Raw genomic sequence first — 25,616 nt, 5'->3', positions numbered from 1 at the left:
AAAATCATTGTTGGCTCTTTTAAATTATCAACTGCGATGACCAGTGGAATTAAACCGCCAGATGGTTTAGGTGTCTGGGCTACAACTTCCGATCTAACTACGCTGCGCCAGCAACTTCTCGATTTATTCTGCGAACTTGCTTATCAGTCGGGTGACTTTGTTCTTTCGTCGGGCCAGCGTAGCTCTTATTACATCAATGGTAAGCCGGTGACGCTGCATCCTCAAGGGGCTTTGGCGATCGGACGTATCCTGTTATCGATGCTACCAAGTGATACTCAGGCGGTAGCGGGTTTGACGCTGGGGGCCGATCCGATCGTCTCCGCAGTCAGTGTCGTTTCTGCCTACGAAAATCGTCCCATCCCCGCTCTAATTATCCGCAAAGAAGCTAAGGGACACGGTACGAGAGCATACATTGAAGGCCCTCAGTTACCAGATGGAGCGAAAGTGGTGGTTTTGGAGGATGTGGTAACTACTGGCGGTTCCGCACTGAAGGCGGTTGAGCGTTTGCGAGATGCGGGTTATATCGTTGAGGAAGTGATTTCGCTGGTGGATAGAAAACAGGGTGGTGCTGAGTTATACCAATCTGTTGAGTTGAAGTTTGAGGCCGTGTTTTCGATTGGGGATATTCAGGAACGGTATAAGCAGTTAAGGGTTTAAGCTAAAGTTAGGGACTGTCTAGTGCAAGTGGTCAGTTGTCAGTTGTCAGTGGTAAAAATCAAGATTTCCAGCGCAATCATTGGCAATTTTTAGTGGTGAGTTATTTCCGCCATCCTGCACTAGTCCCAGCCAGGATTTTCAAGTCAGTGGAATAGTTATGACACAAACACCAGACAACGAAAGCGGAAGGGTTAGATGGACAGACAAAATGCTGGACAGTTTAGCCTCAGATGTTTCGGAATTACGAGAAAGCGTTTCCGAACTACGAGAAAGCGTTTCGGAAGTGCGAGATAGCGTAGATGGGATAAGGATTACATCTCAGGCATTGTTACAGATAGCATTACAGCAACAGCAAGAGAATGAAGCCAGAAAAGCTGAACTAGCAGAATATATTCGCAAGTCTGATGAATGGAAACAGGAAAGCGATCGCCGTTTCTATACATTACTAGATGAAGTGCGTTATTTAAATAGAAGAGGCGATCGTATTGATGGGGACAGTCAGGAATAAAGGCCGTTATAATAGCTATAAGGTTGAAGTTTGAGGGAGAATAGTTATGACAAAAACACCAGACAACGAAAGTGGAAGGGTTCGATGGACAGATAAAATGCTGGACAATTTATCCTCAGATGTTTCGGAACTACGAGATAGCATTTCGGAACTACGAGATAGTGTAGATGGGATAAGGATTACAGCTCAAGCATTGTTACAAGTAGCAGCGCAGCAACAACAAGAAAATGAAATCCGAAGAGCCGAATTAGCAGAATGGAAACAAGAAAGCGATCGACGTTTCAATATTTTACTTGAGGAGGTGCGTTATTTAAGTAGGAGGGTCGATCGTGTTGATGGGGATAGTCAGGGATGAAGGCTATGGAGTTTAAATCTCGTATACTAAAACATAGCTGCGAATAAAATTTTCATCTATTGGATGGTTATCTGAAAGCTTGACTAACTTAGTTTGTGGGAAAGGTTCAAGTAATCTGTGACAATGGGAAATAACATATAGTGTTTTTACTCCTATTTTTCCATTCTCTTTCTCCCATAAACCTTCATTCTGAGTTGAGGGTAGGCATTTTTGAAGTAGGTTATTTGTTAGATGAGTGTTTGGTTTTGGTTCGAGTTCAACTAGCTCCAATATTGCTTCATATCTAACCAAACTATCTACACCTAAAGCAAAATAAATTTTGCACGGCCCGTGAGTTTTCACTGCCAATTCTGCTGATGTCCATTTTAAATAAGAGCGAAAGGTAATGCGTTCTTCAGGGGTTTTATTACTCGCGTCTTCAAGATGTTGTTGATAATGGCGACAAAATATAGCACAATTTGGGGTAGTTTTTATTTTTGATTGTAAACTCATTTTCAATATATCGTTGGTCAAGTAGTAAGGTGGGCATTGCCCACCCTACTATATTAACCTTGAACTACTGGCTCTTTAGCTAAAAACTTCTCCAATTCTGTCAAAGCATCGGCATCAACTTTTGTCTGCATCGGGCAGAATTTAGGGCCGCACATCGAGCAGAATTCAGCGGTTTTGTAGATATCTGCTGGCAGGGTTTCGTCGTGATATTCCTTGGCCCGATCGGGGTCTAATGATAACTCAAATTGGCGGTTCCAATCGAAATTGTAACGCGCTTTGGAGAGTTCATCATCGCGATCGCGTGCGCCTGGACGACGACGGGCAATATCGGCAGCATGGGCGGCAATTTTATACGCAATTAGCCCATTTCGCACATCTTCCGCATTCGGCAGACCCAAGTGTTCCTTGGGTGTTACATAGCACAACATGGCTGTACCGTACCAGCCAGCCATCGCAGCACCGATCGCAGAAGTGATATGGTCATAACCGGGAGCGATGTCCGTCACCAATGGCCCCAGCACGTAGAAAGGTGCTTCGGAACATTCTTCCATTTGCTTCTTGACATTGAACTCGATTTGATCCATAGGCACGTGACCCGGCCCTTCCACCATCACCTGCACGTTATCTTCCCAAGCTTTGCGGGTGAGTTGTCCGAGGGTTTTCAGTTCCGCGAGTTGGGCTTCGTCAGAAGCATCGTGAGTGCAACCGGGACGCAGGGAATCGCCTAAGCTGAAGGAGACATCGTACCTCTTGAAGATTTCGATGATGTCGCGGAAGTGGGTGTAGAGAGGATTTTGCTTGTGATGGTGCAGCATCCACCGGGCGAGGATACCGCCGCCGCGAGAGACGATGCCGGTAATGCGGTTTCTCACCAAAGGTAGGTGTTCAATCAGAATCCCGGCGTGAATGGTTTGATAGTCTACGCCTTGTTGGGCGTGCTTTTCGATCACGTGGAGAAAGTCATCGGCTGTCAGTTTTTCGATCGTACCGTGGACGCTTTCTAGGGCTTGGTAGACGGGTACCGTGCCAATGGGAACGGGGGAAGCGTTGATAATAGCGGTGCGAATTTCATCTAAGTTACCGCCGCCTGTGGACAAGTCCATGACAGTATCAGCACCATATTTCACCGCCAGCTTGAGCTTATCGACTTCTTCGTCAAGATTGGAAGAGTTGGGGGAAGCGCCGATGTTGGCGTTGACTTTACACTTTGAGGCGATGCCAATACACATCGGCTCTAAGTTAGTGTGATTGATGTTGGCGGGGATAATCATCCGCCCCCGTGCCACTTCCTCGCGAATCAAGTCAGCTGGGAGGTTTTCCCGCTGGGCGACGTAGTGCATTTCTTCGGTAATGACGCCTTGGCGGGCGTAGTGCATTTGAGAAACGTTGCTTTGTCCGCTTCGCTTCGCTACCCATTCGGTACGCATATTGAATTCCCTCGAATAAACAGCTTCCCTCCGCTGGTATTACCCAGACTCAGGTACTAAGGGTCTAATCTCAGCCCGGTTTTACGGACACCCCTAGCTATGGCTGTTGATTGTAGCACTTTGGGTTGAAGCTGAGTTGAAGCGAGTTGGAAATCTTTATGGAACGGGGACACCTGGATAATCGGTGATGGGTAATGGGTAATAGGTAAAGTTAGGTTTTGTCATAGGTACTCCCAATTTCCATCACGACTAATCAGTATTTGGATGTCTTTCTCCAAAACATCTATGTAGCATAATAAATAAAATTGGTATTACGCAACACTCGTGTTTTTTTTGGAGTCCATCAACTCAGAAACAAGATTGTCGAAATTATAATTCCCCGATCGAAATATCCTGATAGCCAATCTAGCTGGATGGATATGGTGTTGTAACAATTCGCCTAACTCATTAATAGGCAAAAAAAGGAGAATAATTGTGGCAACTATCGCTAACCCAGTCCTAACTTTAACTCCATTTACTGAGAACACTCAACAAAAGGTAAAAATCGAGGTTAAATACAATGTAACTTTCACTCAAAGTGAAATCGATTTACAGACATCTGGGTTTAAATTTCAAGAAGTCATACAAGTCTTGGGAGTGGATGCCCCTAACCCTGTAGACCAAGTTCTGGTAAGCAACATTGTGCCTGTTCAAGATATAACTATACCGGGAGTAGGAGTTGCAGTTTCGCGTATGCGTACAGCGAAAGCACTCAGGAAAGATCTGCAAGAAGATCCAATGGCAGGAGATGCTGATGAGATCCGCTGTAGCATTCAAATTATACCTGTTGCCGCTAGCGCATTCACAAACACAGTGTCATTAGCAGGCTAATGGATTCTGCTAAGTAAAACCTTTCAATAACACGGGGGTTGACAAACTGTTAAGCCCCGTGTTATTGCTAATTAAATTTACCAAAGCAATTTTCCTTTAAAGCTGGATAATTTGGTAAAAGGTTACAATAACGCTATGTTCATCCCGATCGGAGTTTACTTGAAAAGTGCGATCTGGATAAACTAATTTCAGACGACTTGACCACATTTGGGCAATCGTATCTCCCAGATAATATAAGTTATCAATCCCTACTTTCTCTGCACCTGGGAGAATATCATCAATGTGCTGATGGTTCATCACTCGCTCGATCGCATTGATATCATTTCCCAGCTTTTCTTTCCACTGTTGGTATATTTCAAGATCGAATGCTTCTGTCAAAAATATTCCACCTTGGTGTTCGACAAAATCCGGCCAGAATAATTGGGTAAAAGCTAGAGCAATTTCAATATTGGCAACTCCAAAAAGAAAGTCCCAGAGTGAGAAATCGTAGCCGTTCGCTTCTTTCCACTGCTGGAATTCAATTAGCTGCTCTTTGTCTAAAGATATTTGTTTAATAGCCATAAGCTTTATGGGATCTCATCTGCTGTCGCGGGTCTAACTTTTTTCTCAGCTTGGACGAAAATGCTTCTTGCCGGGTTTTGGTTATGTTGATATTCAACGACGTGAGGTGTCGGCACACTTGCATGAGCTTTTCCTGTCACGTCCACTCGCTTAATGGCGCGTCCATTATCATCGTAGACAATATAGCTGGTTATGTTGCTGCCATCCATGCGATAGCGAACTTCTCTAGGATTTGCCCCATCTAAGAGAAAATAGCCGGTGATTTGAGTTCCTTTAGCTATAAGGATGCTAGCTGATGTACCAACTGTCCAATCGACTGGTTTAGGCATTTATCAACCCAACGGCTAGTTAAAGATTGTATCACCTTGGTCTTGGCTGGGGTGGAGCAAGTCACAAACCTTAATCGAGAGGGGGCGACTCGTTCCAGAAATATCTGAGGGTGCGCTTTGTCATATAATGTGTAATAACCCATGTAAAGCTGACGCGACAGGATGAGTACATTTAACCCAAACGGCGACACATCTACCTCTGAATATCTAGCAGATGAGGAACAGGAAGAGCAAATTGAAGAAAACTGGGAGGATGAAGATGAAGAGGATAGCCTTCCTTCCAGGTTTTCCATATCAGTTTCTCGAAGAGATTTTGATGTAGAAGGCATAGTTAGACGGCTGAGAAATGAAGACATAGAAATTCCTGATTTTCAGCGTAACTATGTATGGAAACCCAAGCAAGCTTCCCGTTTGATAGAGTCTCTCTTACTTGGTCTACCAGTTCCAGGGATTTTTATGTCCATCGAGCCAGAAACGAAAAAGATGCTAGTGCTTGACGGTCAGCAAAGATTAATTAGCCTTCGCTCTTTCTACGATGGAAAATTTCCCAATAGTCGGACAGCGTTTTGTCTAAAAGGGGTGCATCAAAAATTTGAAAGAGAGACATATAAATCGTTGAAGGATGCAGATCGACGCCAATTAGACAACTCGGTTTTGTCCGCAACCATTGTCGAACCACGTCATAATAATGAGGACAGCATTTACTACATTTTTGAAAGGCTTAATACAGGAGGTACTCTACTCAAACCCCAAGAAATTCGTGCTTGCATTTACCACGGCGCTCTCAATGAACTCATACATAAGTTAAATAAAAATGATTATTGGCGCGAACTATTTGGCAAAGATGTAGACAAGAATAAGAAAGACCAAGAACTTATTCTGCGGTTCTTGGCGCTTTACTTTGATGGCAATAATTATAAGCCACCACTTAAAGAATTTTTAAATAAATACATGAAGGGAAATAGACACCTCAAACTCCAATCCGAAGAACAAATAAGCAAGGCTTTTATAGAGACTATTGAAGTAGTTCACCAAGGTATCAGTAATAAAGCTTTCCACCCACAAAAAGTATTTAGTCCAACTTTATTTGAGGCTGTCATGGTTGGTATTGCACGAAGACTGGAACAAGGTGCTATTAAGAACTTTGATGAATTGCGAGAATGGTATAATTATCTTTTAAACGAAGAAAAATTTGTGGCAGTGTCTGCAAAGATACGCGATCTCACTAGCGAACATAATATAAAGGAAAGGCTAAGGCTCGGAACTGAGGCTTTCGCTGACTTAGAATGACCGGAAGAGCAGTGGTTTCTACGACTGAAGTCCCGACGACTGAAGTCGCGACTACACAGACAAAGCCCGCCTACGCAGGCTTCTAGAGTCCGCGTCAGGCGGACGAGAGTTTGTGTAGCCTCTGGGCTTCTAGCCTGTAGGAACCTTATTGCTACACGACTCTAAATCGTTTAATGGTTTTGAGGTGGTTGTGATAATTGACCTGACAAGGTATGGGCCAAAAGCCTAGAGGCGATCGGTTGGGGGGTTAGGTCTATCCGCTCCGAACAGTATTGGCCCCTACCTTTGCAGTTTCAAAACTAACCTGTGACGTTCATCACAAGCATTATCAGAGTAGCCTCACAAAGGATTAGAGTCCGCAAACACCAGATTTCTACTTAATTTTCACAAAGGCTCAAGGTAGTCAATCACTTAGCGTGAAAGCCAAATACGGAATAATTTATCAATTCCTCATTGGTAGTTTGCTATATGATTGACCAACCTCAAATCCCCAATCCCCAATTCCAAATCGAGCGGTCGCTCGTTACGGGGGAGAAGAGTTGGCGGTAATTTTGCCAAGCACAAGATCGGAAGATGCGGCTGACAGATCTCTGTATCGGGCGAAAAAGGAAGGACGCGATCGCACTTATCTAATCAGGCGCGAAGACCCCTACTATACCCATATAGATTAGAGGGCGATCTGCTGCTTCCGCAACTCAAACCAGATCTGGGCTAGAGGCCAGATTCGAGGATGATTAACTTCAGATTTAGAAAAACGACCAATTACGATCCAGGCAATTGGATATGATAAGTAAGGATTTTTACCTGTTGACTTGGAAAACTACTCATGCAAAAAACCAAGTTGATCGCTCAAGCTATAGCTAGTGCAATGCTAACCTTGACGCTGACGACTATAGGAACTCAAGTCGTACAGGGCATAGAGAACCCTGTTTCTCTGTTAAGAACTACCTGTGTTGGTAGTGGCCCCGGTCGCTGGCGTCCAGATACTGAAAATGTTGCTATAGGCAGGTCTGTCTATAAAAGTCTGATGAAACTGAGTCCTAGCAATGGCTCGGCGGCAGTAACCTGTAGGATCAGGCCCGAAGATTCTGAACCTCGATTCCAAACGCTTCAGCTGGAATTTGGGATGCTTGACAGCGACACAACCAGTCCTCCCAATACCGTAAATATATATCTGGATGGGCGGCAGGTAGCTACTCGGACGGTTACCGCTGCACAGACAGCCTCTTTGTTATTCAATGTTGGCAATGTCAGCAATGTTTCTATAGAAACCATCTGTGCTAGCTCTTCAGAATATTGCGGTCGGGTTTACTTTTTTAAAGCATCGTTGGAGCGCATTCCTGAACCACCGCGTCGCTTACGCCGTGAGCCACAGCGTCTGACTGTCCCTGAGCCACCGCGTCTGCTTGTTCCTGAGCCCCCGCGTCGTAGAAAATAGCGGTAAGGTGTTAAGTAGACTTGTTCTACCGTGGGATTGTCAAAATCAAAGGATTGCTTTCACTATTTGACGCCGATGAAGCCCAAAATTACCAATATGGTTGCATGGCAGCAGGCTGAACTACTGATGCAACCTGCTTATCTTCGCGTAATCGATAATATTCGCAAACAGTTGGAGCAATCTGTCTGGAAGGCTACTTATGAGGAAGTGCAAACTCCTTATCCCGGCTATCTGCTTTGTTTGCAGCATGGAGATCGACTAATAAGCGTAAATTTGTGGGAACTGTGCTATCAAGTCTGTTTTCGGGACTACAAACCCACACACAGCGAACTGGAAAGCCAGGAAGTGGAGATTGATACCAGTCTTATTGATGAAAGTGGGGATGTGGATTGGGATCGTTTGGAAGCAAAGACAAGGGCAATAGTAGAGCAGGTATTTACGAATTTGCCTGTCCAGTGAGGGGATTAAATACAGATGATTCAGAAACTATACGATATTCAGGCAGTAGCTGGAGCAATGTTTGGCGAATCGATCGCAGTTAGTTTTGGGAACGATCGCGCAGCCATGAAGGCGGTGCGGGAGGGGGTGGCTTTGTGCGATCGCTCTCACTGGGGTAGAATTCTCGTTTCTGATGACGATCGACTCCGATTTTTACACAATCAAAGTACTAACGATTTCGAGCAACTCAAGCCGGGACAAGGTTGCGATACTGTTTTTGTGACATCTACCGCTCGGACTATTGACTTGGCGACTGGCTATGTTATGGAAGATGCGGTAATGCTGCTGGTTTCGCCCAATCGTCGCCAAAAAGTGATGCAATGGCTAGATCAATATATCTTTTTCGCGGATAAGGTCAAATTAACTGATGTTACTGATGATACGGTTACTTTCAGTTTGATCGGCCCAAAAAGTGACGCCGTTTTAGAACAGTTGGGCGCTAGCACAATTATCGGTCAACCCTACGGTAGTCACCAATTGATATTTACCCCCCCTGTTTCCCCCCCGTCTACGGGGGGGACTTCTGTGGTTTCCTCTCCTGTCTCCCCCTCGTCTACGCAGGAGACTTCTGTGGTTTCCTCTCCTGTTTCTTCTCCTGTTTCCCCCCTGTGGACGGGGGGGACGGAAGGGGGGGTTCGCGTTGCTGTCGGTAGCGGTTTGGCGATACCCGGATACACTTTGATTGCTCCTGCTGATAGTGCTGCTTTTCTGTGGAGTAAATTAGTGGAAGTAGGAGCAGTACCTATGGGAGCGAGCGTTTGGGAGCAATTGAGAATTGAGCAAGGACGCCCAGTTCCCGATCGCGAATTAACGGAAGATTACAATCCTTTAGAGGCGGGATTGTGGCAGACGATTTCGTTTAGTAAAGGTTGTTATATCGGTCAAGAAACTATTGCTCGATTGAATACTTATAAGGGTGTGAAGCAGCAACTTTGGGGTATTCGCTTAAAAGCACCAGCCGAACCGGGTAGCTTAATTACGGTGGGCGATGAAAAAGTCGGCAAACTTACCAGTTATACGGAAACCGATGAAGGTAGCTTTGGACTCTGTTATATCCGTACTAAGGCTGGTGGCGAAGGGCTGAAAGTACAAGTTGGAGACACAGAAGGCGAGGTAGTTGCTGTTCCTTTTGTCACACATATACCTGAGTAAAAGGTAAGTTAGAGCGATCGCGCCTCCCCTTGCGGGTTTTGACTGAACTAATTGCACTCCTACTATAATCAAAACAGAACAGAGCGGAGTTAAAGCTATGTCTACTACAGAAAAAGTCCGTTGGATAAGCGCTGATTTAGAATTCTTACCCGATAATGGCAACCGTTATGAGATCCTCGAAGGAGAATTAGTCGTGACAAGAGCAGCCCACTGGGAACATCAAAAAGTTGCTAACAATGTTTGCTTTGAGTTAACTATTTGGTCAAGACAGACGCAGTTAGGTAAGTCTGTCCAGGTACCCGGTATTATCTTCACGGATGCTGATAATGTTATTCCTGATGTGGTTTGGGTAAGTAATGAGCGTTTAGCAGAAATATTAGATGAGTCTGGACATTTGGCTGGGGCACCGGAGTTAGTGGTAGAGGTGATGTCCCCAGGTGAGGAAAATGAAAAACGCGATCGCCTATCAAAGTTAAAATTATATTCAGTTCAAGGCGTGCGGGAATATTGGATTTTTGACCAACAACAGCAAAAAGTTGAGGTTTACCGCCGGGATAATGGGGTTTTGAAATTAGCGATGACTTTGTTTAAAGAAGATAATTTAACCAGTCCTTTGTTACCTGGGTTTATTGTGTCAGTGTCGGGATTGTTTGCGTAGAGATTGGGGCTAGTGGATTTTTATCATCTATGCTACCCCGCTTATAGAATAGTATTGACCACAAACCTTGCCTAAATAATTCAATATCTGTTGACGTTCCTTTGTTAAATTGCTCACCTGCGTCTCTCCATTTACGAGTTCTTTGCCTGAGTCGGTTATGGCAGTTACATCGACTTCTTGAACGATTAGCACAATCCCCCGCTCTTTCAGGGGTAAGAAATAATAAAAGAGGGAATTTAATTTAATTTGAAAGCTTATGAGGCGTTTGAAACTACGGGGATGTTACCGTGAGCTATGGTGCTGTTGATACTAAATCTTTGCTAGATATTGCCCTGGAGGGTCAATCTGAGGAATATCGGCGCAAGGTGTTGGAGTTGGCTTTTAAGGGGAAAATTGAGCCAACAGACCCGATATTCCTGATTTTATTGGCTACGGGGCGATTGGAACTGCTGATTCGAGAAAGTCCCAAACCAGAGGATTTTGAGTTGGCGTTTACTCGGTGGATGGCGCGGATTAATAAGACGCTGGCGAATTACGATCGGGTGGCGGTTGAGAAGCAAGAGGGGCAGATTGCTGAGGCTGTTAATTCTCTGGTGCGTTAGACGGAATTGACAAAAGTGGCGACATCTGAGCGTTCTTTGGTGATGGCGGCGGGTATCCTCTTGACGACGTTGGGTGTGGGTGCTTTGATGGGATGGATGGGTGTGCTTCGATCGCAAGGAGGGTTTGCGCCTCTTGAAGCGGTTCATCTGACTCAGGAGCAGGCGGAGGCTTTGCGGTGGGCGACTAGCGCTGAGGGGAAGTGCGATCGGAATTTGATGAAGTAGAATTCGGATAGTCTTACTGATTTAGAATGTAAAAAGGATGTAAAGCGTTTGGAGGTGACTTTGAAAGTGGCGGGAAGGCCAGCTACAGAAGGATTTTGTACGATTTGGGTCGAATCTATAGAAAAGCGTAGGTTTAGGCGCGTAGCGCTATAAAATCAAACTTGGCTATGAAGGCTTCTAGAAATAGTGAATAAATTACATTCAAAAATAGATATTTCAGTCGTTATAGCTTCGTTTAATGAAAGCAAAGTTTTACCAATAAGCTTGTTAAATTTATTTAGCTTTCTTGATAATTTACAAGAAAATTTTGAAATCATAGTTTCGGATGATGGAAGTACAGATGAGACAAAATTTTTAAATTGGTGCTTTTACTATGATAAATTTAATGTTAGGTATATTCGCAGCAGTGTAAATACAGGTAAAGGGGGCGCTTTAAGGAGAGGACTTCAAGTAAGTAGTGGGAAATATGTTTTGTTTACAGATGCCGATATTCCCGTAGAATTAGATGCTATATATAAGGTAATTGAATTATTAAAAAAAGGGGAGTTTGATATAGTAATTGGAAATAGGTATTTACCAGATTCTGAAATTATTGGCTCGTCTAGTTTTATGAGAAGATTTTTAAGCAAAGTGTTCAATATAGTTGTTAGAATTATGGTATTACCTCAATATTCTGACACTCAGTGTTGTCTAAAAGGATTTTCTTTAGAAGCTCTTAAAGCAATACTTCCTTTTTGTTCAGTTAACTCTTACGCCGTAGACGTAGAGTTATTAAAAATCGCAGAACTGCAAAAAATGAGAATTGGTGCTATTCCTGTAAAATGGAAAGATAGTAGAATCAGCTTTGGATTGTTAAAAATTATACGTTTTGGTATTATTTTATTAAAAGATATTATTTGTATTAGTATAACTAGAATTATTTCCAGACCTTTTGAGATAAATTTGAAGTCCAATATTTAGTTTACTGTGGAGTGCAAGTTATATGTCAAATCAAACAGAACTTGAGTTTCAAGTGTATATGGCAGAGTATGAAGCGTTACGAAATGAGCATGAACGCTTGCTTCAGTCACGCCAACAATTGTTGTTAGCAATATTTGCTGCTGCGGCTGGATTATTAGGTGTTATAATTGCCAATCAAAGTTTAGTATCAAATCCTAACTTTTCCAAGCTGTTTCTAGTATTACCATTGAGTTTTACTTTATTAACATGGTGGTACATACGGAATAATTATAGTTGTCTTTTAATTGAGTTATATCTGTTAACACAGTTGAAACTAAAGATAGAAGACGTAATAGGCAATCCGCTTTGGTGGTGGAAAAAATTTCAATGGAAAGCAGAATCATCCCCTGAAGGTCGTTTTATTGTTTTTACTCAAACCCTATCAAAACTTGGCTTTATACAAGGATCTGCTTTTGTTTGCCTTTTTGCTTTTTGTAATCAAACGAAATGGCAATTAACTACTTGGAATTTTTTTGATTGGCTTCTGATTTTGCTTAATTTTATAGCACTTCTTGTTACTATTCGTCTTGTATTTATTAGCTATCAGCTAGTTCAGAAAATCAGGCAGGAAGCAAGATAATTATTCTAAAGGAGTGGGAACAAGAAAATGGACATCTATATTTCTCTATTTCCATAGTACAATTTCCTTTCTAATCGGATTGAATACAAGCAAGTTTAATTGCCAGTATCCTGACGACCCATATAGGTGCAGAGGAAGGGGGAAGGAGGACGCTTTTCCTGAGCATACCAGGGAGAGCGATGCTTGCACAGGTAGCGATCGCTATGCAAAATTAAATAAATAAGTTAGGCGAAACTTTGAAATATTCACCAAGAGCTTTAGCTTGTGCCTTGCTAATCGAACGTTTGCCATTAACAACTTCAGATACTACCCCACTCGAACCAATTATTCCAACTAAATCTGCTTGCCTAGTGCCGCTCGTTTCCATGACATATTGCAGCATTTCAGATGGAGTAAATTTCTCGAATGGATAGTTTTTAGTTTCGTATACTTCAATCAGCGTTACTAATAAATCGAGTAAAGCTAGCTCCTCCGGTGTACGATTTTTGGCAAAAATTAACGGTTCTACAACTTTCAACAAACGTTCGTATTCTGCTTCTGTCTCAATTGCCTGTGGAGCAACTTCAGCTAGCAAGGCTTGATAAGCACTTCGATCAAAAGTAAGGGTCATTTTTCCATCCATCTTTGTCGTATTCGCTATGGGTTAAAAAATATTTGTAATAAACCTTCTGCGTTTGATAATCAATCCCAACAATCAGACGGTAATCGTTGCCTTTAATGTTAAATACCGTAAAGTTTCCTACTGCCTCAGCATCTCGATAAACCTTACGCACATCTTCTAAATTTTGCCATTCTGCATTTTTTACAATCTCATACCATTTGTCAATCTGCGTCCTGACATCAGGATACTTAGCTGCATCATTACGGAGATTGCGAATTGAAATTAGGTGCATTTTGATTGAGATAGGTAAGAAAACTTTTTCGCACAATCATAAATCCATCAAGATTATTTAAATTCTTGGCTATATTGTCACTCTCTCATTTTGAGAGCAAAATGTCAAGGGGTTAAACATTCAAGGCAGGGCTGTTTCATTCTAAAAAAACAGAGTGGCAATTACCAGAGTAGACGGTAAAAACCACGCAAGAAAAGCGATCGCGCTTCTACTTTATAAAACTTCAACAATCTTTTCAGCCAAAGCATTACCCAATTCCCTCGGCTCCAGCTTATGCAATCCACGCCCATATACGCGCCCCTCACCCATCAGCGCTTCATCAGAAATACGTTCGCGTAGCGTGCCGTAGGCAATCGAGCGCCTCCCACACCTCTTTAAGCAATTCTGGCCGATCTAAAAGCACTTTGGCAAGAGCGGGTTTAGGATACAGCATTAAATAAACATTAGTAGCCGTCGCCCTTGAATGATTCAAGATAAATCGATTCATGTCTACCTCTACCAGTATCCTGACAACCCATATAAGTGCAGAGGAAAGGGGAAGGAGGACGCTTTTCCTGAGCATACCAGGGAGAGCGATGCTTGGCTTGGGTAGCGATCGCCTCTAGCCGTTGTTCGATCCTTGCGTTTGAGAACTGCGAGAAAGCGGCTCACCAATGCCCAAACGCCCTCACCTACTTTCTCACCTGTCTTCTCAAAGGCTTTAGTTGCAATCGTTGTGGCGATCGCTGTTGCCGTCAGGGTTGTTACAGGTTCCACCATAAGCCGCTCCAGAGTTTTATTGCTTCAGCTACCCAATTATGGCAGCTAGAATATTAGTCAAGGCAGCTTCATCGATTATTTAAAGATGCTCTCCTACCGTCCATTAGGAACACTGGATTAATTCTGAACTTGACGAAAGCATTCAAAATGGAGCCTAGATCATGCAAATCACAATCGACCTCCCCGACGAGCTAATTCAGCACTTTAATCCAAATCGCCTCACCCGTGAGATTCTAGAAGCTCTAGCGATACAAGCCTACCAAACTGAGAAAATTACCCATGCTGAAGTGGGTCGCATTCTGGGGCTACCCTCTCGCTGGGCAGTGGATGCCTTTTTGAAACAGCACAATGCCGATCTGCACTACGATGAGGCGGATTTGGAACGCGATCGCGAAATCCTCAGCCAACTGAGAGCTAAACAAGCCAACAGTGCCTCATGATTGTCGTTTCCGATACCTCACCGATCAACTATCTACTGCTCATTAACCAGATCGATCTACTGCCCAACCTATTCCAACAAATCATCATTCCTAACGTGGTTCGGGATGAAATGCTCGATCTAGATGCACCACCAGTTCTTCAACAATGGATTGCTAATCCTCCTTCCTGGCTTACTGTTCAAACTGTTCCCGTAATTGATGCAACCCTCAATACCCTCGATCCTGGGGAACAGGCCGCGATTACCCTGGCTCAAACCCTACCAGCAGATCTGCTGATTATTGATGAACGCTTGGGACGACAGATTGCAGCAGAGCGTGGTATTGCCATAATCGGCACTCTTGGAATTTTGGCTGATGCCGCAACTCAAGGTTCGATCGACCTTGCTGAAACCATTGCACAATTGCAACAAACGAACTTTCGGGTTTCCCGTCGTATAATTCAGGCGTTGCTAAACAAACCAACGAATTAGCAAATAACCTACACTTCTTAAACAATAAGACTTGAAGGTGGACTGGAGCGATCGCAAAGGAAAAGTCAGCTAACAAGTCGTTGGAGCCGACCGCCGAGAGGTTATCTGTGGGGATCGGGGGTTGTCTGCGGCAGCTCAACTTGGTCGTTAGATTACGAGATTATTCGATCAGTGTTCAGGTAAAACCTCAAGAATCTTCTCTCCTAAAGCATTACCCAATTCCCTCGGTTCCAGCTTATGCAATCCACCCCCATACACGCGCCCTTCACTCATCAGCGCCCGATCGGAAATGCGATAGATTTAAGTAAAGATTGAATCATAGCGCTCCTAGCTCTTGCTCCCTATAGAACTAAAAAAACAGTTTTATCGTATCTTAGCGTACTATTGGCTATCCTTGGCTTGCTTTTATAATGGCTGATACTGTTAACTCCAACTCTGGAAAAGTGGAAGAGATGATGCGATCGCTTCCCGTATATTTACTCATTTGATATACTCCTTCTACTAGCTGGTAAACCAACACTGTCGGCACTTTCGGATTTCCCAAGTAACTCCGGGAAGCTATCGCCAAATAATCAACGATCCAATATTCAAAAATGCCCGATCGCTGATATTCATCCAGTTTATCAACATAGTCGTCTTCCCAATTAGTAGACACGACTTCTACAGCTAATTGCAGCGGTTCGATTATGCCTACATAAGTGTTGAGATACCGCTGCCAAATCCTCTTTTCAACTACACTTACATCAGGTCTTCTGCCTCGTTCAGTTCCAGAATTGGTAAAAGTTCTAATCGCTATATCTTTATCCACAATGTAATCAAGTCCCAATCGCTCTGCTTCTCTGTCAAAACTTTTAATGAGATATCGAGAGACACTCTTATTCGATCCGATAGAATCCACTTTGACAATCTCCCCATCGATTAATTCATAACTGCCATCTTCGGGACATACTTGCAAAAACTCTGCAAATGTTAGTGGTTTAGTAGTAGTGTAGGTCATATCAGCACACTTTCCCTTACATAACTTTGATGATTATGGCACAGATTCGAGGTGTAAGCAAGTCGATTTGTTGCTTAACTTCGCGCCACGTAGCGACACTTCGCGCTCTCGTTTGGGGTCGAGTATTTGGACTTTTTGATTCATAGCAGATTCCAATTTTGTTTGGTTTCAGAAATGCTTGCCTCTACTGCGATCGCCTATCTAACTTCATCCTAACTACCCTACCGCCAACTCTGTAAACTTACGCATATAAGGCGACCTGTATCCTAGCACGATATTAGATTTAGGGACTCCAGTTTCAATTAACTCGTTGGCTATCCCTACCTCAGTTCCATATCTTCTGGAACTGCTAAATAAAGAATTCTATTTGGCTGTTGTTCTTCTAGAACTACTTTATATCGTTTTTTCTAGTTCATTAATGACTGAAGGTGAGTCAAAGTCTTTGATTTATACAGCAATTTTCCGTCCTTCTTTTTCTGCTGCGAAAAACTTTTCGGCTCCTAAATCAGCTTTCAAAAGCGTTTGTTCTAACACTAAAATTAACGGGTCATCCGTAATCGTCCATCCATCTTTTTCGAGAGTGCGGCGCAGGGATAGATGTAAATTATCACGTCTAGACATTAGTTATAAAAGCGTGATATGTCGTTGCTGCCAACCAGCAATGTTTGCAGAAATAGCGATCGCCTACATCCTCTTTTACCCATTAATAGTCTCTGCGGCTTTACCTTTACCTTGAAGCCTAGCCAGACGTTGCTCTCGCAGACCAGTTTCTACCATCGCAATTAATTCATCAAGCTGGAGTGTGAGCAAGTCGATTTGTTGGTTAACTTCGCGCCACCTAGCGACACTTCGCGCTCTGGTCTGGGGGTCGGGTATTTGGGCTTGTTGATTCATCGCAGATTCCAGTTTTGTTTGGTTTCAGAAATGCTTGCCTCGCTTGCGATCGCGCCTCTACTTTTTGAGCGCAACTCCAGTCAATCAACCGACTGCCACACCTCTGCACCCTGTTTGCGACAAGCATTGCTGTGACAAACCAAAACAGTTTTAGCAGACACGATCGTCTCAGGCTACTGTCAGGACAGCTCGATAGCGAACTTTATTAGCGCGGACTTTTTCCATCGCCTCATTCACTTGTTCAAAGGGAAAAGTCTCCACAATTGGTTTAATGCCAAAGTTAGAGGCCACTGAAAGCATTTCCATTATCATTGCTCGACCGCCGATCGGAGAACCCATAATGCGGCGACGCTTGCTGAGTAAGGGCCAAAGGGGGATGCTAAGAGGTTCGATCGCAACTCCCACAATCGTAAAAGTGCCATCAGAATTAAGGTATTCCAGATAAGCACCCCAATCTAGGGATTGCGGAACTGTACTAATTATGATGTCTAGCTGCCGAGTGGGAGGAGGTGGAGATTCGCCTGGGGGAACAACTACGACGTGACTGGCACCAAGCTGGGTGGCAAACTCAGCTTTATCTTGGGAAGTGGTAAAAACGGTAACTTTGTTGCCCAATTTGCTGGCAAATTGTACCGCCATGTGACCCAAACCGCCGACGCCAATTACGCCAATTTCTTGGCCGGAAGTCATCCCAGCGTGACGCAAAGCCGAGTATACGGTGATACCGCCGCATAACAGCGGGCCAGCTATTTCGGTTTCAATTCCGGCGGGGATGGCAAAGGCAAAGCGCGAATCTAGCGCCACATAGTCGGCGAAACCGCCGTAACCATTGACAATTAAGCCTTTGTTCTCATTGCAGAGATTTTCGTTACCTTTGAGACAATCGCGGCATTGCAGACAGGATGACATTTGCCAACCTACACCAACGCGATCGCCTATCTTCAAATGCTTAACTTGCGAACCTATCTCGACTACTTCCCCAACTACCTCATGACCGGGTACTAGGGGATACCGCGATTGTCCCCACTCATTATCGACCATGCTGATATCTGAGTGACAGATGCCGCAAGCTAATACTTTGATCAGGCAATCGTAGTTTTGCGCCTGTCCTGGATTTAAGCTGTAGGGTTTAAGAGTTTCCCCTGACTGATATGCTGCTAATGCGTTGATTTCCATATTGAATACTTTGCTTTTTTCTTCGTTTTTCGGTTGTCAATGACCGATCGCTAATCCGGTAGCAGTTCCTTAGATGCTAACCATTCCAAATTGTACAAACGTGACTGATAACGACTACCGCCATCGCATAGAATAGTAACAATTGTGTGACCCGGCCCCATTTGTTTAGCTAATGCAACCGCTGCACCTACATTGATGCCTACAGAACCACCCATAAACAGACCATCTTTCCTCAGCAATTGGTAAATTACCCGCACTGCTTCCTTATCATCAATTTGGATGGCATCGTCAATGGGTACATCTTCCATATTAGCCGTGACGCGGCTGTTGCCGATACCTTCTGTGATGGAGTTCCCCTCCATTTTTAGCTCGCCCGTTTTGATGTAACTATACATAGCACTCCCCATCGGATCTGCCAAGATAGTTTTCACGTTGGGATTTTTTTCTTTCAAGTACATCGCCACACCTGCTAAGGTGCCGCCAGTTCCGGTAGCGCAAGTGAAAGCGTCAATTTTGCCACCAGTTTGTTCCCAAATCTCTTTTCCGGTAGTTTCGTAGTGGGCGCGTCGGTTAGCTAAGTTATCAAATTGATTGGCCCAAATCGCGTTTTCCATTTCGGACGCAATTGTGCCAGAAAGTCTCACATAATTATTGGGGTCTTTGTACGACACTGCTGGGACGGGACGAACTTCGGCACCCAGCGTCCTCAAAGCGTCCATTTTTTCCTGAGATTGGGTATCTGGGATGATAATCACGCATTTGTAGCCTTTGGCGTTGCAAATGTGAGCTAAACCGATGCCGGTATTGCCAGCAGTTCCCTCAACTACTGTCCCACCCGGTTTGAGAAAGCCTTTTTCTTCCGCTTCTTTGATAATGTAAAGGGCGGCGCGGTCTTTGACTGAACCGCCGGGATTGAGAAATTCTGCTTTGCCGAGGATTTCGCACCCGGTTTCTTCGCTGAAGCTGTTTAAGCGAATTAGGGGCGTGTTGCCAATGGTGCCGATAAAGCCATTTTTGATGTCCATTGTGGATTTACCTAAGTTCCTTTAAAAATTTTGACTTATAGCGGTGCTAGGATTTAAAGAGTTTGGTAAGTGCGATCGCACTTTTACCATACTTTACTCATATTAAGAACAAACCCAAGCAACACCGACTCACCGCTTACGGTATCTGGATTTTCTAGACATTCCACTTCTTGACCCGGACGATATATATAAACTTTGCGTTGCTTCCGGTCAATTAGCCAGCCTAACTGTATTCCAGGCTCTCTCATATATTCTTCCATCTTTTCTTGCAAAGGTTTCAGATTGTCAGAAGCCGACCTCAGTTCAATTACAAAATCTGGACAAATTGGTACAAATTTGTCTTGTTGTTCTGCGGATAAAGAATTCCAGCGTTCCAGTTTCATCCACGAGGCATCGGGAGCGCGTTCTGCACCAGTTGAGAGAGTAAATCCACCGTTAGAGTCAAAACAAATACCCGTTCCATCTTGTTCTGACCAAACATATAACTGTCCAGCTATGCTGAAGTTGCGATTGCTAGTCGTTCCACCAGTCGGAGGCATGATTAAAATTTCTCCAAATTTATTACGTTCAATTTGTAAGTCGCGATTTACTTGACAGAACTCAAAAAATTGGTCGTCTGTCATTGAGATTGTTGACGGCATCCGCAATACGATAGAAGATGAAAGCATAATTTATTTCCTCATTAGCTGCATCTACATATTAACACTACCAAACTTTATTCATATTAATAACAAACCCAGGCAACCCCGACTCACCGCTGACTGTATCTGGATTTTCTAGACATTCCACTTCTTGACCCGGACGATAAATATAAACTTTGCGTTGCTTCCGGTCAATTAGCCAGCCTAATTGTATTCCCGGTTCTTTCATATATTCTTCCATCTTTTCTTGCAAAGGCTTCAAATTATCAGAAGCCGACCTCAGTTCAATCACAAAGTCTGGACAAATAGGGACAAATTTGTCTTGTTGTTCTGCGGATAAAGAATTCCAGCGTTCCAGTTTCATCCACGAGGCATCGGGAGCGCGTTCTGCACCAGTTGAGAGAGTAAATCCACCATTAGAGTCAAAACAAATACCCGTTCCATCTTGTTCTGACCAAATTCCCAGTTGTACAGCTATACTAAAGTTGCGATTGCTAGTCGTTCCGCCAGTCGGAGGCATGATAAAGATTTCTCCCAATTTATTCCGTTCAATACGTAAGTCGCGATTGATCTGACAGAACTCAAAAAATTGGTCGTCTGTCATTGATATTGTTGGCGGCATCCGCAACACTATAGACTCGGAAAGCATGATTTATTTCCTCATTATTTATGCCTACAATAATGCTACCAAATTTTACTCATATTAAGGATAAACCCCGGCAACACCAACTCACCGCTAACTGTATCCGGATTCTCTAGACATTCTACTTCTTGATTGGGACGATAAATATAAACTCTCCGATTCTTCCGGTCAATCAGCCAGCCTAACTGTACTCCAGGCTCTCTCATATATTCTTCCATCTTTTCTTGCAAAGGTTTCAGATTGTCAGAAGCCGACCTCAGTTCAATTACAAAATCTGGACAAATGGGAGCAAACTTTTGCTTTTGTTCGGCTGATAAAGCATTCCACCGTTCTAGTTTTATCCAAGAGGCATCGGGAGAGCGTTCTGCACCCGTTGATAGCTTAAATCCTGTGCTGGGGCTAAAAGCTATACCTGTGCCATCTTGTTCCGACCATACCCATAATTGCCCTAAGATGTTAAATTCTCGGTTTCCTGTTTCTGAACCAGTGGGTGGCATAATAACCAATTCTCCTAATTTATTCCGTTCAATCCGTAAGTCGCGATTGATCTGACAGAACTCAAAAAACTGATCGTCTGTCATTTGCATTGTTGATAGAATTCGCAACACTATGGGCGATGAAAGCATAAGTTATTTCCTCATTATTTATACCTACAATAATGCTACCAAATTTTACTTACAGCGGCTTGCAGCCGTGTGAGGTACATTAAAATCTGTTCTCTTATAGCGTGAAAGTAGGGGCGGGGTTTGCCATTATTCTTGTGAAGAAGCCACAAATTATCTGCCAAAAAAGCCCCTACATTTTGCTTGTACCTCACCCAACCGCTTGCCTACTATATATACATAGTAGGGTGAGCATTGCCCACCCTACTTTTATCTTTTGGCTTTTACCTTTTGCCTTACTTGTCGGGTTGAGGAGTCATCCGCAGATAGGGTTTGATTTCGTTATATCCTTTGGGGAATTTTTCCTTGAGGACTTCGGGATCTTTGAGGGAGGGGACAATCACCACGTCATCCCCATCTTTCCAGTTGACTGGAGTTGCAACACTATATTGATCCGTGAGTTGCAGGGAATCAATTACGCGCAGGATTTCATCGAAGTTGCGACCTGTGCTGGGAGGATAGGTGAAGCTCAGGCGCAGTTTCTTTTGAGGGTCGATGACGAAGACAGTCCGAACGGTCACCGTGTTGGTGGCGTTCGGGTGGATCATGTCGTAAAGATCTGAGACTTTCTTATCTGGATCTGCCAGGATAGGGTAGTTGAGCTTGACGCTCTGGGTTTCTTCGATATCGCCAATCCAGCCTTTGTGGGATTCTTCGTCATCCACGCTGAGAGCAACTGCTTTGACGTTGCGCTTGTCAAATTCTGGCTTGAGGCGGGCGACTTCACCTAATTCTGTGGTACAAACTGGTGTATAATCTGCGGGGTGGGAGAACAGTACGACCCAGCTGTCGCCTGCCCAGTCGTAAAAGTTGATTTCGCCTTCGCTGGAAGCTTGAGTGAAGTTAGGTACAGTGTCGCCGAGTCTAAGCGCCATAATAACTGGTTTCCTCTGATCTGAAACCGATAAATTGTCTACTTTGAGATCATGCCATAAAAACTCCGGTTATCCGAGCGGCTTTTAGATATTTTAATGATTGCAGGAAACGAGTTTTTACGGTGGGCTGTGCTAGATCTCTTTTGTCGCTGCAAAGTGCTTTGCTTAGGTGTTGTGTGGGTTGGTGACATTTTTTGTCAACTGGGCAAGCGGTGCGATCGACCCAGATGAGCCAATATATTGGCTGATTATACTATAATTAACAGCAAATTTTAACACATCAAAAAAAATAAAAGGTTGCTCCCTCGGCTGGTTTACCTCAATTGCTCACTTACGCCTATAATAGTTTAGAACGTCAAAGATCGGTTTGGGGATTAACTACAAATGGAGAGCTTTATCAATTTGTGTACGTCCAGCCAGGAACTCCCCCGATTTATCAGTTAATGCCATTACTGAACTTAATGGAATCAGAGCGTTCAATTAATATTTTACAAGTTCTCAAAGCTATTTGTAAGTTACAGCAGAGTTAACAGTCATCTAACTAGGGAAGTTGTTGATATTTGTGTTTTGGAAACGAATTTTTCAACCGATCGCGCTTTTGCTGGGGGTATGGTTAAGCTTTGACCTACTCTCCCATTTGGTGGTGGAAATCTTGTGGTTTGAGGAAGTTGGGTATTTGTCAGCGTTTCTGTTGCGCCTCAAGACGCAGGTGGGACTGTGGGCGATCGCATCTACCGTCAGCGCTGCTTTTCTCCTGGTTAACCTGGCTATAGCTCGACATTTCCGGCATCCAGAACCAGAAATAACAAATGTAGCAGAGATAGCGGAATCTTCCCTACCGGGGACTATAAGGCTAACCTGGCTTTTAGCGATCGCGCTGGGACTGAGTTTGCTGGTTGGGTCGATGTTGCTTCATTATGGCCAGGTTGCTTTAAATTTTTGGCATCCAGATCTAACGAGTCCCAGCGTGTCGCCACCGCTACCGCCTCCGTTTGTTCCCAGTTCAATTTGGCAGATTTTGGGGCTACCGTCACTGCAAATTTGGCCCCTGGGCGTACTGGGAATAATTGCGATCGCAATTATTTCGCGGCCCGACTTTTGCCTAAATGCGATCGCCGCCTTAATGAGTTTGAGTTTTGGCGCGGTGCTATCTGGACACTGGGACAAAGTTTTGCAATATATTCATCCCACTGTTTTTAACCTGAGCGATCCATTATTTGCAAAAGATATTAGTTTTTATATCTTTACTCTTCCTGCTTGGGAATTGCTGGAATTTTGGTTAGCGGGACTATTTTTGTATAGCTTAGTCGCTATTTCTTTGGTTTATTTGCTTTCAGGAAATAGCCTGAGTCAAGGAATTTTTATAGGTTTTAGTCAGCCACAGCAGCGCCACTTATACGGACTGGGCAGTGCCTTTATGCTGAGTGTGGCTCTCAGTTATTGGCTGAGCCGCTACGAACTGCTTTATTCCACTCGCGGAGTTAGCTATGGCGCTGGCTACACAGATGTAACAACTCAGTTACCAGTCTATACCGGGTTAAGTTTTCTAGCATTGGCGATCGCGATTTCACTCCTGTGGCAAACTGTTTTCTGGTTCCAAACAAAGAAGCAGTGGTTCGGGAAATTGAATAAATTTTTGCCTGTTTTCTTTATCTTTTGCCTTTTTACTTTTTCCCTTTTACTTCCTCCAGCAGTACAACGCTTAATCGTTCAACCAAACGAATTAGCCGTGGAACGCTCTTACATACAGCGCAGCATTGCCCTCACCCGTCAGGCATTTGGTTTAGAAGATATTGAAGTCAGAACTTTTGACCCGCAAGGACAACTTAATTATAAAGATATCCAGGCGAACAACCTCACTATTAACAATATTCGTCTTTGGGATACCCGTCCGCTACTGCAAACCAATCGCCAACTGCAACAAATCCGCCTTTATTACAAATTTGCCAACGCCGACATTGACCGCTACGCCCTAAAAAAAGACACCGATAAGCGAATAGTGAAAGAGGAAGATACAGAAAAGCGACAAGTGATTTTAGCAGCACGGGAGTTAGACTACAGCGCTGTACCCCAACAAGCCCAAACTTGGGTGAACAAACACTTAATTTATACTCACGGATATGGCTTTACCGTCTCGCCTGTCAATACCGTTGGGCCTGGGGGTTTACCAGACTACTTTGTTAATAATATTAGCAGCCCCGACGCCACTAAGGACGGCGGTACTTTGCAGACTTCCAGCGAGCGAATTCGCGCCAGCATTCCCATCAAGCGTCCGAGGATTTATTATGGCGAAATCGCTAACACTTATGTCATAGCTCCAACCAAAGTTAAGGAGTTGGACTATCCGAGTGGCGATGAAAATGTGTATAACACCTATGATGGACGGGGTGGGATCGCAATTAGCAGCTGGTGGCGGCGGTTGCTGTTTGCCGAGTACTTGCGGGATTGGCAAATGCTTTTGACCAGCAACTTTACGCCTGAAACTAAAGTGCTATTCCGCCGTGACATTAACCAGCGAATTAGGACGATCGCTCCCTTTTTGCGCTATGACAGCGACCCTTATCTTGTAGTTGCAAATGCGAATTTAAACAATATAGATTCATCAGCATCAACCAATTATTTGTATTGGATTGTCGATGCCTATACCACAAGCGATCGCTACCCTTATTCCGATCCAGGTGAAGACAAATTCAACTACATACGCAATTCTGTCAAAGTCGTTATTGATGCCTATAATGGCAGTGTATTTTTCTACATTGCCGATCTTCAAGATCCAATTATTAACTCTTGGAAAACTATCTTTCCAGAACTATTAAAACCGTTGAGCGAAATGCCAGTTGCTCTGGTTAATCATATTCGGTATCCAGTCGATTTTTACAGCATCCAATCCGAACGATTGCTGACTTACCACATGACCGATCCGCAAGTCTTCTACAACCGAGAAGATCAGTGGCAACTTCCCACCGAGATTTATGGCAATAAACCGAAACTGGTAGAACCCTATTACTTAATTATGAAATTGCCAACGGAAGCAACAGAAGAATTTATTCTGCTGCTTCCGTTTACACCCACGCAACGCCCCAACTTAATTGCCTGGTTAGCAGCACGTTCAGATGGAGAAAACTACGGTAAGTTATTGCTTTACCAGTTTCCCAAACAGGAACTGGTCTACGGAATTGAGCAGATTGAAGCGTTGATTAACCAAGATCCGGTAATTTCCCAGCAAATTTCGCTCTGGAATCGCGAAGGTTCGCGTGCGCTGCAAGGAAATCTTTTGGTGATTCCGATTGAGCGATCTTTGCTTTATGTCGAACCCCTTTATCTGGAAGCAACAGAAAATAGTTTGCCGATATTAGCAAGGGTAATTGTCGCTTACCAAAACCGCATCGTGATGGCAGAAACTTTAGAGCAAGCACTCAATGCAATTTTTCAGGAAAAGAAACCCTCTCCTGCGATCGTCCGTCCTGTTCAAGGTTGAGAGAAACCGAGTTTCTGAAATA

At 43.8% G+C, this 25,616-nt stretch carries 30 protein-coding genes, 3 pseudogenes and 1 riboswitch; of the genes and pseudogenes, 16 read left to right on the top strand and 17 right to left on the bottom strand.

Annotation, left to right across the window (positions count from 1 at the left end; translation table 11 throughout):
* Positions 1–36 precede the first annotated feature (36 nt).
* The 3 genes from pyrE to LAY41_RS12625 all read left to right on the top strand — a co-directional run bounded on the left by pyrE (position 37) and on the right by LAY41_RS12625 (position 1,520).
* Entirely contained in the window at positions 37–657 is a 621-nt protein-coding gene (gene pyrE, locus LAY41_RS12635) for an orotate phosphoribosyltransferase (RefSeq protein WP_249097994.1), read from the top strand.
* A gap of 157 nt (positions 658–814) precedes the next feature.
* The gene (locus tag LAY41_RS12630; protein WP_249097992.1) at positions 815–1,165 is read left to right on the top strand and encodes a hypothetical protein; all 351 of its coding nucleotides are present in this window, start codon (positions 815–817) and stop codon (positions 1,163–1,165) included.
* 46 nt (positions 1,166–1,211) lie between these two features.
* On the top strand, positions 1,212–1,520 hold the full coding sequence (locus LAY41_RS12625; RefSeq protein ID WP_249097989.1) for a hypothetical protein: 309 nt from the start codon (positions 1,212–1,214) through the stop codon (positions 1,518–1,520).
* Between the two features lie 12 nt (positions 1,521–1,532).
* Here the strand turns inward: LAY41_RS12625 and LAY41_RS12620 are convergent, their stop codons facing one another.
* Both LAY41_RS12620 and thiC read right to left on the bottom strand, forming a co-directional pair.
* Positions 1,533–2,012, bottom strand: a complete 480-nt coding sequence (locus tag LAY41_RS12620) for a hypothetical protein (RefSeq protein ID WP_249097987.1) — start codon at positions 2,010–2,012, stop codon at positions 1,533–1,535.
* Between the two features lie 53 nt (positions 2,013–2,065).
* Positions 2,066–3,439, bottom strand: coding sequence for a phosphomethylpyrimidine synthase (gene thiC / locus LAY41_RS12615; RefSeq protein WP_249097985.1), 1,374 nt, complete (start codon positions 3,437–3,439; stop codon positions 2,066–2,068).
* Between the two features lie 8 nt (positions 3,440–3,447).
* Positions 3,448–3,544: riboswitch (TPP riboswitch) on the bottom strand.
* Between the two features lie 369 nt (positions 3,545–3,913).
* On the opposite strand from thiC, the gene LAY41_RS12610 reads away from it, so the two are divergent.
* Positions 3,914–4,309 carry a hypothetical protein gene (locus tag LAY41_RS12610; RefSeq protein WP_249097983.1) on the top strand — a complete coding sequence of 132 codons (396 nt, stop codon included), beginning with the start codon at positions 3,914–3,916 and terminating at the stop codon, positions 4,307–4,309.
* A gap of 96 nt (positions 4,310–4,405) precedes the next feature.
* Here the strand turns inward: LAY41_RS12610 and LAY41_RS12605 are convergent, their stop codons facing one another.
* On the bottom strand, positions 4,406–4,870 hold the full coding sequence (locus LAY41_RS12605; protein WP_249097981.1) for a hypothetical protein: 465 nt from the start codon (positions 4,868–4,870) through the stop codon (positions 4,406–4,408).
* Positions 4,871–4,875: 5 nt separating this feature from the next.
* Entirely contained in the window at positions 4,876–5,199 is a 324-nt protein-coding gene (locus LAY41_RS12600; RefSeq protein WP_249097979.1) for a polymorphic toxin type 24 domain-containing protein, read from the bottom strand.
* 162 nt (positions 5,200–5,361) lie between these two features.
* On the opposite strand from LAY41_RS12600, the gene LAY41_RS12595 reads away from it, so the two are divergent.
* The 8 genes and pseudogenes from LAY41_RS12595 (at position 5,362) to LAY41_RS12555 (ending at position 12,641) form a co-directional block, all read left to right on the top strand.
* Positions 5,362–6,489 (top strand): DUF262 domain-containing protein, encoded by a 1,128-nt coding sequence (locus LAY41_RS12595; protein ID WP_249097975.1) that lies wholly within the window; start codon positions 5,362–5,364, stop codon positions 6,487–6,489.
* 826 nt (positions 6,490–7,315) lie between these two features.
* Positions 7,316–7,927, top strand: a complete 612-nt coding sequence (locus LAY41_RS12590) for an early set domain-containing protein (RefSeq protein ID WP_249097972.1) — start codon at positions 7,316–7,318, stop codon at positions 7,925–7,927.
* A gap of 75 nt (positions 7,928–8,002) precedes the next feature.
* The gene (locus tag LAY41_RS12585) at positions 8,003–8,386 is read left to right on the top strand and encodes a hypothetical protein (protein WP_249097969.1); all 384 of its coding nucleotides are present in this window, start codon (positions 8,003–8,005) and stop codon (positions 8,384–8,386) included.
* Positions 8,387–8,401: 15 nt separating this feature from the next.
* Positions 8,402–9,577 carry a CAF17-like 4Fe-4S cluster assembly/insertion protein YgfZ gene (ygfZ, locus tag LAY41_RS12580; RefSeq protein WP_249097967.1) on the top strand — a complete coding sequence of 392 codons (1,176 nt, stop codon included), beginning with the start codon at positions 8,402–8,404 and terminating at the stop codon, positions 9,575–9,577.
* 97 nt (positions 9,578–9,674) lie between these two features.
* Entirely contained in the window at positions 9,675–10,235 is a 561-nt protein-coding gene (locus tag LAY41_RS12575) for a Uma2 family endonuclease (protein WP_249097965.1), read from the top strand.
* A gap of 287 nt (positions 10,236–10,522) precedes the next feature.
* Positions 10,523–11,215 (top strand): annotated as a pseudogene (locus tag LAY41_RS32615) (DUF6753 family protein).
* 33 nt (positions 11,216–11,248) lie between these two features.
* A complete protein-coding gene (locus tag LAY41_RS12560) occupies positions 11,249–12,022 on the top strand; it encodes a glycosyltransferase (protein ID WP_249097959.1) in 774 nt (257 codons plus the stop codon).
* A gap of 22 nt (positions 12,023–12,044) precedes the next feature.
* Complete coding sequence (locus tag LAY41_RS12555) at positions 12,045–12,641, top strand: hypothetical protein (RefSeq protein ID WP_249097957.1); 597 nt, start codon at positions 12,045–12,047, stop codon at positions 12,639–12,641.
* A 211-nt stretch (positions 12,642–12,852) separates the two neighbouring features.
* Here LAY41_RS12555 and LAY41_RS12550 read toward each other — a convergent pair whose 3' ends face one another.
* From LAY41_RS12550 to LAY41_RS12540, 3 genes are all read right to left on the bottom strand, one after another.
* A complete protein-coding gene (locus LAY41_RS12550) occupies positions 12,853–13,251 on the bottom strand; it encodes a helix-turn-helix domain-containing protein (RefSeq protein WP_249097954.1) in 399 nt (132 codons plus the stop codon).
* On the bottom strand, positions 13,235–13,534 hold the full coding sequence (locus LAY41_RS12545) for a type II toxin-antitoxin system HigB family toxin (RefSeq protein WP_249067607.1): 300 nt from the start codon (positions 13,532–13,534) through the stop codon (positions 13,235–13,237). Before LAY41_RS12545 ends, LAY41_RS12550 begins: the two co-directional genes overlap by 17 nt.
* 495 nt (positions 13,535–14,029) lie before the next feature.
* Positions 14,030–14,293, bottom strand: coding sequence for a hypothetical protein (locus tag LAY41_RS12540; protein ID WP_249097952.1), 264 nt, complete (start codon positions 14,291–14,293; stop codon positions 14,030–14,032).
* Between the two features lie 161 nt (positions 14,294–14,454).
* Here LAY41_RS12540 and LAY41_RS12535 point away from each other — a divergent pair, with 161 nt between their 5' ends.
* The gene (locus tag LAY41_RS12535; protein WP_249097950.1) at positions 14,455–14,733 is read left to right on the top strand and encodes a UPF0175 family protein; all 279 of its coding nucleotides are present in this window, start codon (positions 14,455–14,457) and stop codon (positions 14,731–14,733) included.
* Complete coding sequence (locus tag LAY41_RS12530) at positions 14,730–15,203, top strand: PIN domain-containing protein (RefSeq protein ID WP_249097948.1); 474 nt, start codon at positions 14,730–14,732, stop codon at positions 15,201–15,203. The genes LAY41_RS12535 and LAY41_RS12530 overlap by 4 nt, the downstream gene beginning before the upstream one ends.
* A gap of 388 nt (positions 15,204–15,591) precedes the next feature.
* Here the strand turns inward: LAY41_RS12530 and LAY41_RS12525 are convergent, their stop codons facing one another.
* The 10 genes and pseudogenes from LAY41_RS12525 to LAY41_RS12480 form a co-directional block, all read right to left on the bottom strand.
* The gene (locus tag LAY41_RS12525; RefSeq protein WP_249097945.1) at positions 15,592–16,200 is read right to left on the bottom strand and encodes a Uma2 family endonuclease; all 609 of its coding nucleotides are present in this window, start codon (positions 16,198–16,200) and stop codon (positions 15,592–15,594) included.
* A gap of 216 nt (positions 16,201–16,416) precedes the next feature.
* A pseudogene (locus LAY41_RS12520) lies at positions 16,417–16,533 on the bottom strand (element excision factor XisI family protein); the annotation flags it as partial.
* A gap of 114 nt (positions 16,534–16,647) precedes the next feature.
* Positions 16,648–16,821, bottom strand: coding sequence for an element excision factor XisH family protein (locus LAY41_RS12515; protein WP_249097943.1), 174 nt, complete (start codon positions 16,819–16,821; stop codon positions 16,648–16,650).
* Positions 16,822–16,896: 75 nt separating this feature from the next.
* Entirely contained in the window at positions 16,897–17,094 is a 198-nt protein-coding gene (locus LAY41_RS12510) for a hypothetical protein (protein WP_249097941.1), read from the bottom strand.
* A gap of 168 nt (positions 17,095–17,262) precedes the next feature.
* The gene (locus tag LAY41_RS12505) at positions 17,263–18,270 is read right to left on the bottom strand and encodes an NAD(P)-dependent alcohol dehydrogenase (RefSeq protein WP_249097939.1); all 1,008 of its coding nucleotides are present in this window, start codon (positions 18,268–18,270) and stop codon (positions 17,263–17,265) included.
* A gap of 50 nt (positions 18,271–18,320) precedes the next feature.
* Positions 18,321–19,295: a cysteine synthase A gene (locus tag LAY41_RS12500; RefSeq protein ID WP_249097938.1), complete on the bottom strand. Its 975-nt coding sequence runs from the start codon at positions 19,293–19,295 to the stop codon at positions 18,321–18,323.
* Positions 19,296–19,378: 83 nt separating this feature from the next.
* Positions 19,379–19,963, bottom strand: coding sequence for a Uma2 family endonuclease (locus LAY41_RS12495; RefSeq protein ID WP_249097936.1), 585 nt, complete (start codon positions 19,961–19,963; stop codon positions 19,379–19,381).
* A 37-nt stretch (positions 19,964–20,000) separates the two neighbouring features.
* Positions 20,001–20,585 (bottom strand): Uma2 family endonuclease, encoded by a 585-nt coding sequence (locus tag LAY41_RS12490; RefSeq protein WP_249097934.1) that lies wholly within the window; start codon positions 20,583–20,585, stop codon positions 20,001–20,003.
* A gap of 35 nt (positions 20,586–20,620) precedes the next feature.
* Entirely contained in the window at positions 20,621–21,205 is a 585-nt protein-coding gene (locus tag LAY41_RS12485; RefSeq protein ID WP_249097932.1) for a Uma2 family endonuclease, read from the bottom strand.
* 272 nt (positions 21,206–21,477) lie between these two features.
* A complete protein-coding gene (locus tag LAY41_RS12480) occupies positions 21,478–22,116 on the bottom strand; it encodes a peroxiredoxin (protein ID WP_249097930.1) in 639 nt (212 codons plus the stop codon).
* A 296-nt stretch (positions 22,117–22,412) separates the two neighbouring features.
* Here LAY41_RS12480 and LAY41_RS12475 point away from each other — a divergent pair.
* Together LAY41_RS12475 and LAY41_RS12470 are read left to right on the top strand one after the other, a co-directional pair.
* Positions 22,413–22,646 (top strand): annotated as a pseudogene (locus tag LAY41_RS12475) (restriction endonuclease subunit R); the annotation flags it as partial.
* Positions 22,647–22,678: 32 nt separating this feature from the next.
* A complete protein-coding gene (locus LAY41_RS12470; RefSeq protein WP_249097928.1) occupies positions 22,679–25,594 on the top strand; it encodes a UPF0182 family protein in 2,916 nt (971 codons plus the stop codon).
* Positions 25,595–25,616 lie beyond the last annotated feature (22 nt).

The sequence above is a fragment of the Argonema galeatum A003/A1 genome (genome assembly GCF_023333595.1).
Lineage (GTDB): Bacteria > Cyanobacteriota > Cyanobacteriia > Cyanobacteriales > Aerosakkonemataceae > Argonema > Argonema galeatum.
This window is presented reverse-complemented; position numbering and strand designations above follow the sequence as displayed.

Excerpts from the sequence above, each read along its gene's own strand:
- pyrE (WP_249097994.1), top strand. The coding sequence starts at position 37 with ATGACCAGTGGAATTAAACCGCCAGATGGTTTAGGTGTCTGGGCTACA.
- LAY41_RS12630 (WP_249097992.1), top strand. The coding sequence starts at position 815 with ATGACACAAACACCAGACAACGAAAGCGGAAGGGTTAGATGGACAGAC.
- LAY41_RS12625 (WP_249097989.1), top strand. The coding sequence starts at position 1,212 with ATGACAAAAACACCAGACAACGAAAGTGGAAGGGTTCGATGGACAGAT.
- LAY41_RS12620 (WP_249097987.1), bottom strand. The coding sequence starts at position 2,012 with ATGAGTTTACAATCAAAAATAAAAACTACCCCAAATTGTGCTATATTT.
- thiC (WP_249097985.1), bottom strand. The coding sequence starts at position 3,439 with ATGCGTACCGAATGGGTAGCGAAGCGAAGCGGACAAAGCAACGTTTCT.
- LAY41_RS12605 (WP_249097981.1), bottom strand. The coding sequence starts at position 4,870 with ATGGCTATTAAACAAATATCTTTAGACAAAGAGCAGCTAATTGAATTC.
- LAY41_RS12600 (WP_249097979.1), bottom strand. The coding sequence starts at position 5,199 with ATGCCTAAACCAGTCGATTGGACAGTTGGTACATCAGCTAGCATCCTT.
- LAY41_RS12595 (WP_249097975.1), top strand. The coding sequence starts at position 5,362 with ATGAGTACATTTAACCCAAACGGCGACACATCTACCTCTGAATATCTA.
- LAY41_RS12590 (WP_249097972.1), top strand. The coding sequence starts at position 7,316 with ATGCAAAAAACCAAGTTGATCGCTCAAGCTATAGCTAGTGCAATGCTA.
- LAY41_RS12585 (WP_249097969.1), top strand. The coding sequence starts at position 8,003 with ATGAAGCCCAAAATTACCAATATGGTTGCATGGCAGCAGGCTGAACTA.
- ygfZ (WP_249097967.1), top strand. The coding sequence starts at position 8,402 with ATGATTCAGAAACTATACGATATTCAGGCAGTAGCTGGAGCAATGTTT.
- LAY41_RS12575 (WP_249097965.1), top strand. The coding sequence starts at position 9,675 with ATGTCTACTACAGAAAAAGTCCGTTGGATAAGCGCTGATTTAGAATTC.
- LAY41_RS12555 (WP_249097957.1), top strand. The coding sequence starts at position 12,045 with ATGTCAAATCAAACAGAACTTGAGTTTCAAGTGTATATGGCAGAGTAT.
- LAY41_RS12550 (WP_249097954.1), bottom strand. The coding sequence starts at position 13,251 with ATGACCCTTACTTTTGATCGAAGTGCTTATCAAGCCTTGCTAGCTGAA.
- LAY41_RS12545 (WP_249067607.1), bottom strand. The coding sequence starts at position 13,534 with ATGCACCTAATTTCAATTCGCAATCTCCGTAATGATGCAGCTAAGTAT.
- LAY41_RS12540 (WP_249097952.1), bottom strand. The coding sequence starts at position 14,293 with ATGGTGGAACCTGTAACAACCCTGACGGCAACAGCGATCGCCACAACG.
- LAY41_RS12535 (WP_249097950.1), top strand. The coding sequence starts at position 14,455 with ATGCAAATCACAATCGACCTCCCCGACGAGCTAATTCAGCACTTTAAT.
- LAY41_RS12530 (WP_249097948.1), top strand. The coding sequence starts at position 14,730 with ATGATTGTCGTTTCCGATACCTCACCGATCAACTATCTACTGCTCATT.
- LAY41_RS12525 (WP_249097945.1), bottom strand. The coding sequence starts at position 16,200 with ATGACCTACACTACTACTAAACCACTAACATTTGCAGAGTTTTTGCAA.
- LAY41_RS12515 (WP_249097943.1), bottom strand. The coding sequence starts at position 16,821 with ATGTCTAGACGTGATAATTTACATCTATCCCTGCGCCGCACTCTCGAA.
- LAY41_RS12510 (WP_249097941.1), bottom strand. The coding sequence starts at position 17,094 with ATGAATCAACAAGCCCAAATACCCGACCCCCAGACCAGAGCGCGAAGT.
- LAY41_RS12505 (WP_249097939.1), bottom strand. The coding sequence starts at position 18,270 with ATGGAAATCAACGCATTAGCAGCATATCAGTCAGGGGAAACTCTTAAA.
- LAY41_RS12500 (WP_249097938.1), bottom strand. The coding sequence starts at position 19,295 with ATGGACATCAAAAATGGCTTTATCGGCACCATTGGCAACACGCCCCTA.
- LAY41_RS12495 (WP_249097936.1), bottom strand. The coding sequence starts at position 19,963 with ATGCTTTCATCTTCTATCGTATTGCGGATGCCGTCAACAATCTCAATG.
- LAY41_RS12490 (WP_249097934.1), bottom strand. The coding sequence starts at position 20,585 with ATGCTTTCCGAGTCTATAGTGTTGCGGATGCCGCCAACAATATCAATG.
- LAY41_RS12485 (WP_249097932.1), bottom strand. The coding sequence starts at position 21,205 with ATGCTTTCATCGCCCATAGTGTTGCGAATTCTATCAACAATGCAAATG.
- LAY41_RS12480 (WP_249097930.1), bottom strand. The coding sequence starts at position 22,116 with ATGGCGCTTAGACTCGGCGACACTGTACCTAACTTCACTCAAGCTTCC.